Raw genomic sequence first — 13,691 nt, 5'->3', positions numbered from 1 at the left:
ATTTAAATAAATATTGGAATGTATTTAACAAAAGAGTCTAAACAAGAGCTTTTCGCAAAGCACGGTAAAGGAAAGAACGATACTGGTACTGCAGAAGGACAAATTGCGTTATTCACGCACAGAATTAATCACCTAACAGAACACTTAAAAAAGAATCGTAAAGATTATAATACAGAGCGTTCTTTAGTAAAATTAGTAGGTAAGCGTAGAGCGTTACTTGATTACTTAACTAAAAAGGATATTTTAAGATATCGTGCTATAGTTAAAGAATTAGGATTAAGAAAATAAGAAAAGAGAGGCTTTATGCCTCTTTTTTTAATTAATTACGTCTTGAAAAAGATAAGATAAAAAGCTGTTATATAGTTTTTCATTGGTCACCCACACAACAACTACAACACAACGACCATTGTTTAATTAGAATAAAAAATTTATGATTCCAAAAGTTTTTAAAGAGGTTATAGACCTTGGTGATGGAAGAGAAATCTCTATCGAAACCGGAAAATTAGCAAAACAAGCTCATGGATCGGTCGTTGTAACATCTGGAAAATGTATGTTATTATGTACATTAGTGTCCAATTACAAACAAAGTGATGTAGACTTTTTACCTTTAACGGTAGACTACAGAGAAAAATTTGCAGCAGCAGGACGTTATCCTGGAGGCTTTTTTAAAAGAGAAGCTAGACCAAGCGACGGTGAAGTATTAACCATGCGTTTAGTAGACCGTGTTTTACGTCCATTATTTCCTAAAGATTATCACGCAGAAACTCAAGTTATGATTCAGTTAATGTCTCATGATCCTGAAGTTATGCCTGATGCTATGGCTGGTTTAGCAGCATCAGCAGCTATTCAATTATCAGACGTTCCTTTTGAAACACCTATTTCAGAAGTAAGAGTTGGTAGAATTAATGGTGAATTTATTATCAACCCAACACAAGCTCAATTAGTAGATTCAGACATCGATATGATGATTGGAGCCTCTGCAGATTCAGTAATGATGGTTGAAGGTGAAATGCTTGAAATTTCTGAAGAAGAAATGGCAGATGCTATTAAATTTGCACACGAAGCAATTAAAGTACAATGTGCTGCACAAGTACGATTAGCTGAAGCATTCGGTAAGAAAGAAACTCGTGAATACGAACCAGAGCGTGAAGATAAAGAGCTTGAGCAAAAAGTTTATGATATGGCATACGATAAAGTATATGCCGTTGCAAAAGCAGGATCGTCTAAACATGAAAGAAGTGCCGCATTTGCAGAAATTAAAGAAGAAATAATAGCTACTTTCTCTGAAGAAGAATTAGCAGATTATGGCGATTTAGTTTCTAAATATTATAGTAAAGCTGAAAAAGCTGCAGTAAGAAACCTTACTTTAGAAGAAGGTTTACGTTTAGATGGTCGTAAAACCGACGAAATTAGACCAATCTGGTGTGAAGTAGATTATTTACCATCTACACACGGATCTTCAATTTTTACTCGTGGAGAAACTCAAGCATTAGCAACAGTTACTCTAGGAACTTCAAGAGAAGCAAACCAAATAGACATGCCATCTTTTGAAGGAGAAGAACGTTTCTATTTACATTACAACTTCCCTCCTTTTTCAACAGGTGAGGCACGTCCTCTAAGAGGAACGTCTCGTCGTGAAGTAGGACACGGAAATTTAGCACAACGTGCTTTAAAAAATATGGTCCCTGCAGATTGTCCGTATACTGTACGTGTAGTATCAGAAATTTTAGAATCTAATGGTTCGTCTTCTATGGCAACTGTTTGTGCTGGAACTATGGCATTAATGGATGCTGGTGTGCAATTAAAGAAACCCGTTTCTGGTATTGCCATGGGATTAATTACAGATGTTGAGTCTGGAAAATACGCTGTATTATCTGATATTTTAGGAGATGAAGATCACTTAGGAGATATGGACTTTAAAGTAACAGGAACTGCAGATGGTATTACAGCTTGCCAAATGGACATTAAAGTAAAAGGGTTATCTTATGAAATTCTTGTTAAAGCTTTAAAGCAAGCTCGTGAAGGTCGTTTACATATTTTAGGATTAATTACAGATACTATATCCGAACCTAATAAAGATGTAAAAGAACACTCTCCAAAAATGATTTCTAGAAGAATACCTAACGAATTTATCGGTGCTTTAATTGGCCCTGGAGGAAAAGTTATTCAAGAGATGCAAAAAGAAACAGGAACTACTATTGTTATAAATGAAGATCCTGTAACTGAAGAAGGTATCGTTGAAATTTTAGGTGTAGGTAATGAAGGCATAGCCGCTGTTCAAGCTAAAATTGATGCTTTATTATTTAAACCTCAAGTAGGAAGTGTTTACGAAGTTAAAGTTATTAAAATGCTTGATTTTGGAGCTGTTGTAGAATATGTAGATGCTCCAGGTAATGAAGTTTTATTACACGTAAGCGAACTGGCATGGGAACGCACAGAGAATGTATCAGATGTTGTTAATATGGGAGATGTATTTGATGTAAAATACTTTGGAATAGACCCTAAAACACGTAAAGAAAAAGTGTCTCGTAAAGCAATTTTACCAAAACCAGAAGGTTATGTATCAAGACCACCACGTGACCGCGATGATAGAAAACCTAGAGATCATAGAAATCGCGAGAATAAACGCGATGACAGAAAAACTAGAGAAAAGAGAGATTAATTTTTTATTCTTTTAATCTTATATAAGCCAATCTTAGTTATTTAAGATTGGCTTTTTCATTGTGTTATCGTTCTTTAATTTACAACAATACAACATTATAATAATCAAATAAATTTCTTTTAATCCGATATAAAAATAAATTACAATAGCATTAAAAGAGATAAAAATAAAGAATTTGTAAAAAAATGTGTTCAATTTGTAACATTTATAAATATACTTACGTATAACTAATTACAAAGGAGTATTCACATAATTATTTACAGAAGAACTTTACATGAGACAACTTAAAATTACGAAGCAAGTTACAAATAGAGAAACAGCTTCGCTAGATAAATATCTTCAAGAAATTGGAAAAGTTGACTTAATTACTGCAGATGAAGAAGTAGAATTAGCGCAACGTATTAAAGCTGGAGACCAAGTCGCTTTAGAGAAATTAACAAAAGCTAATTTACGTTTTGTAGTTTCAGTAGCAAAGCAATATCAAAATCAAGGTTTAACATTACCCGACTTAATTAACGAAGGAAATTTAGGTTTAATTAAAGCTGCACAACGTTTTGATGAAACGCGTGGTTTTAAATTTATTTCTTACGCTGTATGGTGGATTCGTCAATCTATCTTACAAGCTTTAGCAGAACAATCTAGAATTGTACGGCTTCCTTTAAATAAAATTGGGTCTATTAACAAAATTAATAAAACATTTGCTTTTTTAGAACAATCTCATGAACGCCCACCAAGCCCAGAAGAGATTGCTAAAGAATTAGACATGACTATTAATGATGTTAAAGAGTCGATGAAAAACTCTGGAAGACATGTAAGTATGGACGCTCCACTAGTAGAAGGTGAAGACTCGAACTTATATGATGTACTAAACAGTGGAGAATCTCCAAATCCAGATCGAGAATTATTACATGAATCTCTACGTACAGAAATAGAGCGCGCTTTAGAGACATTAACGCCTCGAGAAGCAGATGTAATTCGTTTATATTTCGGATTAGGGAATCAGCACCCAATGACTCTTGAAGAAATCGGAGAAACTTTTGATTTAACACGTGAGCGTGTAAGACAAATTAAAGAAAAAGCAATTCGTAGATTAAAGCATACCTCTAGAAGTAAAATTTTAAAAACATATTTAGGATAACTATTCTAATACTAGTAACAAACAGTTAATACTCTTTAGAGTAAAAGATAACTGTTCGTTTTTTGATTGATGAAAGAACCCTTGGCTGATTACCGAGGGTTCATTTTTTTATATTACATTTGCCCAAAATTTACACACAATGAGTTCAAAATTAATAGCTCCATCTATATTAGCAGCAGATTTCGGAAACCTGCAAAGAGACGTTGAAATGGTTAATAAGAGTGAAGCTGACTGGTTTCACATCGACATTATGGATGGTGTTTTTGTGCCAAATATATCCTATGGCATGCCAGTTCTAAAAGCTATTACTAAACATGCTAAAAAAACTATAGATGTACATTTAATGATTGTAGATCCAGATCGATATATTAAAACATTTGCTAATTTAGGAAGTGATATTTTAACTGTACATTTTGAAGCTTGTACACATTTGCATAGAACGCTTCAAGCAATTAAAGCAGAAGGAATGAAAGCAGGGGTAGCTTTAAATCCACATACAAATATTAATGTACTAGAAGACACAATTAATGATATTGATGTCGTTTTAATAATGAGTGTTAACCCTGGGTTTGGTGGCCAAAGTTTTATAGAAAATACCTATAATAAAGTTAAACAATTGAAAACCTTAATAGCACGTAAAAAAGCTCCTACATTAATTGAAATAGATGGCGGAGTTACTCAAAACAACGCTAAAGAGTTAGTAAATTCTGGAGCAGATATTTTAGTAGCAGGTAGCTACGTATTTAATAGTTCAAATCAGTTAAAAACAATTTCTGATTTAAAATCGATTACCAATTCATAATAAAAAATTAAACTATTGTTATTTTTAAATACAATATATTTTGATTATGTTAGTACTCGAATCGATTGATTACCATTAAACTAAAAAAAATAAATTCTCGTCTATTTAACCAAAATAAACTTCATTTATAAATATTTAAACATTATTTTTAACAAAAAAATTAATATGAAAAAGATTACAGCCATACTTTTTTTTCTAATGTGTACTACATTTGCTTATAGCCAATATAGAGGTTACGATGAGTGGATTGCTAGTGTTGGTATAAACATCGTTGATAATAGTGCATTTAAAGACCCCTTAAAAGGTACTGAAGATTGGAGTTTTAGCACACCAATTACTTTAGGTATTGAATATAAATTCGATGAATACTGGGCTTTAAGTTCAATGATTTCTTTTAATAAAATAGATGACTTTTATGTAGATTATGGACAATCACAAGAAACTGGATTATCTCAAGGATGGCTTGATGAGAGTGGTAGCTATTTTTCTTTCGATGTTAATGGTAAATTCTATTATGATGAACTTATAGCACGTAATGACAAAATAGATGCATATGCAGGTTTAGGTTTAGGATATTTTGATGTAAATGAAGAATCTAATATTTCAGGGAACTTTTTACTTGGTTTAAGGTTTTGGTTTGCTCCTGAATATGGTGTAAGAGTTCAAAGTATGGCAAAATTTGCATTCGATAATGAAAAGGTTTATGCAAATAATAACTTTATACATAGTATAGAATTTTTATATAGATTCTAATTTAAATGGTTGTATAATCCTAAATAAACGATACAGGATTACTAAAGGATAAAAATAATTAAACCTGAACAATAGATTTATTGTTCAGGTTTTTTGATTTATACCGTTTTGGTTTTAAAGCATTTTGTTGGTGCATCTGTGTTAGAGTTAGCATGTTATTTGATAAATGTGGTCTTTTAGTGTTGTAAACCTTAATAGCATTTTTAATCAAATTAGTTTTTAGTGTTAGATCAATATTATGTTTAGCTATAGCAAATTCCTGTTTTAAAATACCATTTATGCGTTCTGCAATAGCATTTTCGTAAGGATCATATTGTTCGGTCATACTAGGCTTTATAATATTATCATTTAATATCTTTTGATAGTCATCAGAACAATATTGTAGGCCTCTGTCTGAGTGATGTATTAAATTTTGATATTTATATTTTCTGTTTTTAATAGCCATTTCTAAAGCCAATATAGATCCTGAAGCACTTAAACTATCAGACACGTTATAACCAACAATCTTCTTAGAATAAGCATCCGTAATCAAAGCCAGATATGATGGATTTGCTCTATTTCCGATGTATGTTATATCGCTAACCCAGACTTGTTCTGGTCTTTCAATCTCTAATGTGTTTACTAAATTTTTATGCCTTCTAAAACGATGATGTGAGTCTGTTGTAATATGATAACTTCTTTTTGGTTTTATTAGTAGATTATTAACCTTTAGTATTCTAAAGAGCTTATCTCTACCAATATTTAAAAGTGTTAATTGTGGTTTTAGTATGTGATACAGTTTTCGAGTTCCAAGCCTTGGCATGGTTACCCGAATAGATTGTACTAGAGTTATTACCTTGTGAGCGATACTTTGTTTTTGTCTTTTAGACTGTACCAATCTATAGTAAACCTGTCTGCTGTCACAGATAGAAACTACGGTTTCTTTGTGTGCTTCTTTGAAGCGGTCAACCACTCGCGTTTGTAATTTTTTCTCACATCAATATTATATTCTTTTTCAGTCATATCGACCATCATATCAAAAAAAATAACTTTCTTATCTGCACGTTCTACTAGATATTCAGCGCGTGCTTTCTGTTTTTCTGAAAACTAAACTTATTATGCTTCTAATTCTAAAATACGTTGTTTTGGAGTTTTAGACATGCTTATGGGTAATTGGTGTTGCCAATCAAAGTTATCATATTTTTTTAACCATCTGGTAATTGTAGATCGTAGATCCTGCTTGAATGCCATATTTGTCTCGTGCTTGACTTCTGGTTAAAAAACCTGGTTCGATTTCTTACACGACTTTTCACTTAAAAGAAAGTGAGTAATCTTTTTGAGTTCGTTTCACATACCCTGAATTTTCTGATGTTTCCATTACACTGTGTTTTTAGTGTATCGCTATTTCAGGACGGGGACAGTAGTAATATAAAAAAGCTCTAATTACTAATTATAAATAGAGCTTTTATTGATTATTTTTTATTAAAAAAAACTAAGAACTTACTCTTTTAAAAGTTAGAACTTAAATACAGCACTAAGATGAACGCTATAATCCTCTTATTTTTTTCTTTATAAACTCTTTAAACCACGTCCAAGAATACACTTCAGGGACACTTTCTTCGCTATGATATCCGTAGCCATAACCATAATTATAACCGTATCCTTTCGATTTATTACCATCACTAATACTATTCACGACATAAACCATATTGTTTAGTTTTTTATTGAGATATAAATCATTAGAAAAACCTAATAATTTTTTCTCTGTAAAGCCGGCTCTTGTTACATATACTGTAGCATCTGCGTGCTGGGAGATTAAAAGCGTATCTGATACCAAAATTATTGGAGCGGTATCAACTATTATATAATCGTATAAATGTTTAGCTTCTTCCAAAAGCATTTCAATTTTCCCATTAGAGAGTAACTCTGTTGGATTAGGAGGTATGGTACCAGCAGTTAATACATCTAAATAATCTACGTTATAAATACTCTTTTGCAAATATTGCTCCCAAGAATCACTATCTCCAAAAAGGTAGTTAGAAAGCCCTTTCGCTTTTTTAGAACCATCTGTAACTGCAATTTTAGGATTTCTCAAATCGGCGCCTATCAATAATACTTTCTTATTGATACTAGAGAATGATAATGCTAAATTCACAGACACAAAAGTTTTTCCTTCTCCCTTAATAGTAGATGTCACATATATAATATTAGCAACATCTTTTTTATTAGAAGTTAAAACATATTTTAGATTTGCACTTAATATCCTGAAAGATTCAGCTAGAATTGTTCTATCATGAGGATTAGAAAATAATTTCTGTTCAGATTTAAGTTCTGGAATTTCTCCTAAAATAGGAATACGTTTTGAATTATTTAAAACGTCTATTTTATCATGAATTTTGGTATCTGCTTTAAACATAAGAAATAAAATACCAAATGGAATTAATAGAGCAACTAATATACTTTTCAAATATATCCCTTTTGAATCAGGGCTTATTGGGCGACCCGAACTTGAAGCGTACTCAACAACTTTAACAGATGGAGAAGTAATAGCTAAATTAATGGCGGCTTCTTCTCGTTTTTGAAGTAATAATAAATATAAATTCTCTTTAATATTTTGTTGACGCTCAATTGAACGTAAAACCTTTTCTTTTTGAGGCATGCCCTTAATTAAACCTTTAGCTGAATTTTCTTGACTCTTCAATCTATCTAAAGCAGTATTTAATTGTTCAAAATAAGAGTTTAATGAAGTTTTTAGATTACTTTTTAAATCTAATAGTTGACGATCTAAAGCTTGAACTTTAGGATTTTGTTCACCTGCACTAGCGATTAAATTTTCCCTTTCCATTACAATCTTATTGTATTGAGAGACCATACCATTAGTATTAACACTTTGTAAACCTACATTCTCAGGCATTAATGAACTTAAATTATCCGTATAAATAGGTTCTTTTAATAAATTAGCAAGGGCTATTTGATTTTCTAATTCAAGCACTGCCTGTTCAGAGGATGTTCTCTTACTCATGCTATACCCTACATCTGAACCAAACGTTACTAAATTATTGTCTTGTTGAAAAACTTTTTTATTATCTTCTATTGAATCTAATTCCTCTTCTAAATAAAGAAAACGATCATCAACAAAATCTATAGTACGTTGATATACTAATTGTCTATCAATTACACCATCTTCGTTAAACTGTTGAACTAATTTATTTAATGTTGCTTCAGATCTTTGTCTATTTTCTCCTGCTATGGATATCTGTAGAATCTCTGTAGCTCCTACTTGACTTATAGAAATAGAGTTTGACAAGCTATTAGCAGCAGAAGAAATTGGTTGAACAGTTACAATATAAGTTAAACCTATATGCTGTTTAATCCATTTTTTTGATTGAATTAAAAAAGGGAAACCTTCTCTTGGCGTATTTAGATTATACCCATTAATTGAAAATTTATCTAAATGCTCTTCACCTTTACTAATATTTAAGCCACTTTCTGTAACCTCAATATTAAATCTAGACCATCCAATTTTGTTGTTAGGCTCTAAATACACTAATTTTAATGCTCCCTGCCACTGTTCTTTGCTAGTAAATTGTCCTTCAATAAAATATCTTATATGTAAATCTAAACTATCTACAACTTTTGCTAATAAACGATTAGATTTAATAATCTGAATCTCATTTTCGAGACTTTTAGAATCAGAGAATAATGCACCGCCTCCTTTTGATGATAATTCTAAACCTTTAGATTCATTTAAAATCTTTATTCGAGCTGATGATTGATATACTTCGGGAGTATATCTCAAATAAATAAAAGCACCTAATACCCCTAGAATTAGACATAATACAAACCATTTCCAATAATGTAAATAATTTAAAATCTCTTCTTTTATATTAATACTTGAGTTATTTTCCTCTAAACTATTATTTATATTCTCTTCTGCCATTTGTTTTAATTTTGTAATAGTAATATTATAGTTAAAGCAAAAGAGACAACCCCAAATAAACCAGTATAATTTGTTATGTATCCAGCTTTTTTAACTGCGGGACCGTTTTGATCAACAACAATTATATCATTTTGTTTAATAAAATAATAAGGACTATTAAACCAATCCGTTTTTGTCATATCAATATGCCCAACAGTCCGCACTTGATCGACTTCCCTAATAATCATTACATTCTCTCTCATACCATATATACTCAAATCTCCAGCCATCCCGAGAGCCTGAGGTAAAGTAATAGTCTCTTCATCATAATCATAAGTACCTGGGCTCCCAACCTCACCCAACACAGTAAATTTTGCATTTACGATACGGACAATTACCGTAGGGTCTTTTAAATGTCCCTTATCTATTAAAATTTTTCTGATGTATGTTTCTAATTCTTTAGTAGTTTTATTTTTGACCAATAAGGTTCCTAAAATAGGAAACGTAATATTACCTTCAGTAGATACTAAATATCCTAATTGCTTTAAAGCCCCCGAATTGTTACTATTACCAGTCGAAGAACCAATCCTATTATAAGGTGCTGCAGCCTCTGGCACTAAAGATTTTACAGTTATATTCAAAATATCATTAACCTGAATTTTAGTTGTATTAAAAATAACATCCTTTGGAATATTCTCATAATCTTGAAAATAAAGAATTTCCTTTTTTGTAGCACATGCTGTAATAAAAAGAAAAGCTAAGATTATGCTTAGCAATTTGAATAATTTCATTGAAACTTTTTTTATTTAATTTACAAATATAAACGTAATAGATTCAATCACAAATGTTTTATTTTGCTTTAGAGTAACTAATTACATGTAGTTTTCTTAATAATTTATTCATCTTAAATCGTTTATTAAAAACGCTATAATTAATAAAGAAAGGTAATGAAAACATAATTATTCCAGATAGAATAATCACTAACAATAATAAATTCACACTTAAGTCCTGAAACATCAAACTTGAAATTAATACTGAGGTAGAAGCTATTGCTATCACAATTGTGACTTGCCAATGCTTTAACCCTATTTGTAACATTTGATGATGTATATGATTTTTATCCGGACTAAATGGGTGTTTTTTATAAATGACTACACGTACATAAAAGATTCGCAAGGTATCTAATAAGGGAAAGAACAATATAGCCAATACCAATAAAGGTGCATTTGAATGAAATTGTGATATTGGATTTGATTGATTAAGATGTATAAAAGCAATAGACTGAAACGCTAGCAAAAACCCGACAACCATAGAACCAGTATCTCCCATGAATATTTTTCTTACTTTAGAAAAATTAAAATATAAAAAAGGGATTAAGGCACCTACTAAAGCTAAAGACACAACTGTTAAAGACATTTCTTGCATTTTAAAAAACAAAAATCCATAAAATAGAGAGACTAATAAACCCACAGAACCTGCTAACCCGTCCAATCCGTCTATTAAATTATATGCATTTATAATTAAAATAAAGACAAATAATGTAAAACCTATGGACACAAAATAAGGTAATTCGCCTATACCCAAGATTCCTGAGAATGTTAGAATTCTTATATCTGTAATTAAAATGACCATTAAAGCAGCTATGATTTGACCTAACATTTTTTTCTTTGGAGAAAGTATTAAAATATCATCTTTCACCCCTAAAAAAAACAAAATAATTAAGGCGCCAACAACAGGCATTAATAATTTAGCATCTAAAAAAGCACCTGAAAGCGTTAAAACAATTGCTACAGCAAAAAATATTCCTATTCCACCTAAAGTTGGAACGGTTTTAGAATGCACACTACGTTTATCAGGAACATCCACCAATTGTTTAGCATGAGCGATAAAAATTATTGTAGGGAAAGCTAAAAAGGCCGTAATTAATGCGAGTAAAAAAGGAAACAATAACAAAATGGTACCATATCCTTCTTCTATAATTGAAGTAAGTAAATTCATTAATAGCGATTTTAAAAATCAAACACCTCACTATATCAGGCTATATGATTTTTGGGGTTGGTTTATTTTTGAAAAATAATTTAAGAAATCTAAATCTTTATAAAATTAATTAAAATATTCTTCCTATATGAGAAAGGCCCTAAAAACATTTGAATGTTTTATGGCTTTCTCAAAAACAAAAATAGTTTTTACTTTTTAAAAAGTTGAGGAATCTTTGATAAGTTTTTAGAACAAATTACTACTAGAGGATTTCTTAAATTATTTTGTTTAACAGCTAAGTAGTCTTCTCTAGTTTTCAACCAAATGTTTTTAAGACTTCGATTACTTGCTCCTCCCACTCTCATTTTTGTTATAACTTCTGGTAGATACGCAAATGTTAATGTATTGTCTTTAAATATACGCAACATTAAATCGTAATCTGCTGCTATTTTAAAATTTAAATTGAATACTCCATACTTAGTATAAACAGATTTCTTTAAAAACAATGTTGGGTGAGCTGGCATCCATCCTTGCATTAATAAGCTTTCAGAAAAAGGTTGACTCTTCCAATTTCGAACAATTTTATTCGAATTTATTGAATTAATATAATGTAAATCACCATAAACTCCATCAACTTCTTTAGCTTTAAAAGCATCAACAATATGACTAATGGTTTCTTTAGATGCAAAAAAATCATCAGAATGTAAAAAACCTACTATATCTCCAGAAGCTTTTTCAATACCTTTATTTAATGCATCGTAAATACCTTTATCAGGTTCTGAGACACTAATTACATTTGGGTATTTTTCTTTAACCTCATCAATGACCTTTAATGTATTATCTGTAGAGGCTCCATCTATTATAATATATTCAATACTGGGATAGTCTTGACTTAGTACTGAGTTTATACACCCATCTAGAGTTCTCTCACTATTATACGTTGCTGTAATTATTGAAACTTTCATTACTTTATTTCTCTTTTTCGTATTTCTTTGGCAGGATTTCCTTGATAAATGTAATTTGCTTTTAATGTGTTTGTTGCAACAGAATTTACAGTCAGAATAGCATGAGACTCTATTTTTACATCAGGACAAACTACAGATTTTGCACCTACCCAAGCACCTTCTTCTAGTATAATTTCTCCAAGCATTAAATCGAAAGTAGTTTTTTTATAATTATGATTTCCACATAACAACATCGCTTCCTGAGAAATGCACACATGATTACCTATAGTAACCTGAGCCAAATTATCTATCCATACATTTTCTCCTATCCAAGTATAATCTCCAACAATTAAAAGCCAAGGATACTTAATATTTACACCAGGCTTAATGACAACACCACTTCCTATTTTTGCACCAAAAAACCGTAATAAAGAAACTTTTAATCCTGAACTAGGGTTTAGTGGATTGATAAAAAACAAAACGTTAATAAAATACCAACACAAGCGTTTTAGTTTACCACCGGGTTGATACCAAGCGTTATTATATGTTGATAAATCTGTTTTCAATTAGTTATCTGCTTTTAATAAATTATCGAAATATGCAATGGTTTTTACTAAACCTTCTTCTAAATGAATTTTTGGTTCCCAACCATTTAGTTCTTTTTTTGCTAAATCTATTAATGGTTTACGTTGTAAAGGATCATCTTGAGGTAATGGTAGGTGAATAATTTTGGACGATGAATTAGTCAATTCAATTACTTTACTTGCTAATTCCATCATAGTAAACTCTACTGGATTTCCGATATTAACAGGTCCTGTAAAACCATCTCTGCTTCCCATCATACGTATAGTTCCTTCAACTAAATCATCTACATACTGAAAAGAACGTGTCTGACTTCCATCTCCAAACATAGTTATATCTTCACCTTTTAGAGCCTGTACAATAAAGTTTGAGACTACTCTACCATCGTTAGGATTCATATTTGGACCATACGTGTTAAAAATTCTAATGATTTTTACTGCAACTTCATTTTGCAAATGATAATCCATAAATAAAGTTTCTGCGCAACGCTTTCCTTCATCGTAGCATGAGCGTAATCCAATAGGATTTACATTTCCCCAATACGATTCTGGCTGTGGGTGTACTGCTGGGTCTCCATAAACTTCACTAGTTGATGCTTGTAATATTTTAGCTTTGACACGTTTTGCCAATCCTAACATATTTATAGCGCCCATTACCGATGTTTTAATCGTTTTAATTGGATTGTATTGGTAATGTACAGGAGATGCAGGACAAGCCATGTTATAAATCTCATCGACTTCAATCATAAATGGCTGAGTTACATCATGACGAACCAATTCAAAATAATGATGATCCATTAAATGTTCTATATTCTTTTTACTTCCAGTAAAATAATTATCTAGACAAATCACTTCATTGCCTTCGTTTAAAAGACGTTCACATAGGTGTGAACCTACAAACCCGGCTCCTCCGGTGATTAAAATACGCTTCATTTT

General features: G+C 31.2%; 13 protein-coding genes. 5 read left to right on the top strand and 8 right to left on the bottom strand.

The window, feature by feature from the left end:
• Positions 1 to 18: 18 nt before the first annotated feature.
• From rpsO to FNB79_RS06870, 5 genes are all read left to right on the top strand, one after another.
• Positions 19 to 288 carry a 30S ribosomal protein S15 gene (gene rpsO, locus FNB79_RS06890; protein ID WP_143380615.1) on the top strand — a complete coding sequence of 90 codons (270 nt, stop codon included), beginning with the start codon at positions 19 to 21 and terminating at the stop codon, positions 286 to 288.
• 142 nt (positions 289 to 430) lie between these two features.
• Entirely contained in the window at positions 431 to 2,662 is a 2,232-nt protein-coding gene (locus tag FNB79_RS06885; protein WP_143380614.1) for a polyribonucleotide nucleotidyltransferase, read from the top strand.
• A 274-nt stretch (positions 2,663 to 2,936) separates the two neighbouring features.
• A complete protein-coding gene (locus FNB79_RS06880; RefSeq protein ID WP_143380613.1) occupies positions 2,937 to 3,800 on the top strand; it encodes a sigma-70 family RNA polymerase sigma factor in 864 nt (287 codons plus the stop codon).
• 139 nt (positions 3,801 to 3,939) lie between these two features.
• Positions 3,940 to 4,602 carry a ribulose-phosphate 3-epimerase gene (rpe, locus tag FNB79_RS06875; protein WP_143380612.1) on the top strand — a complete coding sequence of 221 codons (663 nt, stop codon included), beginning with the start codon at positions 3,940 to 3,942 and terminating at the stop codon, positions 4,600 to 4,602.
• A gap of 165 nt (positions 4,603 to 4,767) precedes the next feature.
• Positions 4,768 to 5,355 carry a porin family protein gene (locus tag FNB79_RS06870; RefSeq protein WP_143380611.1) on the top strand — a complete coding sequence of 196 codons (588 nt, stop codon included), beginning with the start codon at positions 4,768 to 4,770 and terminating at the stop codon, positions 5,353 to 5,355.
• 58 nt (positions 5,356 to 5,413) lie between these two features.
• Here FNB79_RS06870 and FNB79_RS06865 read toward each other — a convergent pair whose 3' ends face one another.
• The 8 genes from FNB79_RS06865 to FNB79_RS06835 form a co-directional block, all read right to left on the bottom strand.
• The gene (locus FNB79_RS06865; RefSeq protein ID WP_221932592.1) at positions 5,414 to 6,307 is read right to left on the bottom strand and encodes an IS3 family transposase; all 894 of its coding nucleotides are present in this window, start codon (positions 6,305 to 6,307) and stop codon (positions 5,414 to 5,416) included.
• A 143-nt stretch (positions 6,308 to 6,450) separates the two neighbouring features.
• Entirely contained in the window at positions 6,451 to 6,585 is a 135-nt protein-coding gene (locus FNB79_RS17440) for a hypothetical protein (RefSeq protein WP_262711365.1), read from the bottom strand.
• A gap of 295 nt (positions 6,586 to 6,880) precedes the next feature.
• A complete protein-coding gene (locus FNB79_RS06860; RefSeq protein ID WP_143380610.1) occupies positions 6,881 to 9,274 on the bottom strand; it encodes a GumC family protein in 2,394 nt (797 codons plus the stop codon).
• A 5-nt stretch (positions 9,275 to 9,279) separates the two neighbouring features.
• Positions 9,280 to 10,044, bottom strand: coding sequence for a polysaccharide biosynthesis/export family protein (locus FNB79_RS06855; RefSeq protein ID WP_143380609.1), 765 nt, complete (start codon positions 10,042 to 10,044; stop codon positions 9,280 to 9,282).
• Positions 10,045 to 10,102: 58 nt separating this feature from the next.
• The gene (locus tag FNB79_RS06850; RefSeq protein WP_143380608.1) at positions 10,103 to 11,251 is read right to left on the bottom strand and encodes a glycosyltransferase family 4 protein; all 1,149 of its coding nucleotides are present in this window, start codon (positions 11,249 to 11,251) and stop codon (positions 10,103 to 10,105) included.
• Positions 11,252 to 11,439: 188 nt separating this feature from the next.
• Positions 11,440 to 12,195 (bottom strand): glycosyltransferase family 2 protein, encoded by a 756-nt coding sequence (locus FNB79_RS06845; protein ID WP_143380607.1) that lies wholly within the window; start codon positions 12,193 to 12,195, stop codon positions 11,440 to 11,442.
• Entirely contained in the window at positions 12,195 to 12,740 is a 546-nt protein-coding gene (locus tag FNB79_RS06840) for a WcaF family extracellular polysaccharide biosynthesis acetyltransferase (RefSeq protein WP_143380606.1), read from the bottom strand. Before FNB79_RS06840 ends, FNB79_RS06845 begins: the two co-directional genes overlap by 1 nt.
• Positions 12,741 to 13,688, bottom strand: a complete 948-nt coding sequence (locus tag FNB79_RS06835) for a UDP-glucuronic acid decarboxylase family protein (RefSeq protein WP_143380605.1) — start codon at positions 13,686 to 13,688, stop codon at positions 12,741 to 12,743.
• Positions 13,689 to 13,691 lie beyond the last annotated feature (3 nt).

Source organism: Formosa sediminum, from assembly GCF_007197735.1.
Classification (GTDB): domain Bacteria; phylum Bacteroidota; class Bacteroidia; order Flavobacteriales; family Flavobacteriaceae; genus Formosa; species Formosa sediminum.
Note: the sequence above shows the minus strand (reverse complement) of the source record. Positions and strands in the feature narration are given on the sequence as shown.

What these genes read in the sequence shown, in the direction of transcription:
- rpe (WP_143380612.1), top strand. Translation starts at nt 3,940, where the DNA reads ATGAGTTCAAAATTAATAGCTCCATCTATATTAGCAGCAGATTTCGGA.
- FNB79_RS06885 (WP_143380614.1), top strand. Translation starts at nt 431, where the DNA reads ATGATTCCAAAAGTTTTTAAAGAGGTTATAGACCTTGGTGATGGAAGA.
- FNB79_RS17440 (WP_262711365.1), bottom strand. Translation starts at nt 6,585, where the DNA reads ATGGCATTCAAGCAGGATCTACGATCTACAATTACCAGATGGTTAAAA.
- FNB79_RS06870 (WP_143380611.1), top strand. Translation starts at nt 4,768, where the DNA reads ATGAAAAAGATTACAGCCATACTTTTTTTTCTAATGTGTACTACATTT.
- FNB79_RS06835 (WP_143380605.1), bottom strand. Translation starts at nt 13,688, where the DNA reads ATGAAGCGTATTTTAATCACCGGAGGAGCCGGGTTTGTAGGTTCACAC.
- FNB79_RS06845 (WP_143380607.1), bottom strand. Translation starts at nt 12,195, where the DNA reads ATGAAAGTTTCAATAATTACAGCAACGTATAATAGTGAGAGAACTCTA.
- rpsO (WP_143380615.1), top strand. Translation starts at nt 19, where the DNA reads ATGTATTTAACAAAAGAGTCTAAACAAGAGCTTTTCGCAAAGCACGGT.
- FNB79_RS06880 (WP_143380613.1), top strand. Translation starts at nt 2,937, where the DNA reads ATGAGACAACTTAAAATTACGAAGCAAGTTACAAATAGAGAAACAGCT.
- FNB79_RS06860 (WP_143380610.1), bottom strand. Translation starts at nt 9,274, where the DNA reads ATGGCAGAAGAGAATATAAATAATAGTTTAGAGGAAAATAACTCAAGT.
- FNB79_RS06850 (WP_143380608.1), bottom strand. Translation starts at nt 11,251, where the DNA reads ATGAATTTACTTACTTCAATTATAGAAGAAGGATATGGTACCATTTTG.
- FNB79_RS06855 (WP_143380609.1), bottom strand. Translation starts at nt 10,044, where the DNA reads ATGAAATTATTCAAATTGCTAAGCATAATCTTAGCTTTTCTTTTTATT.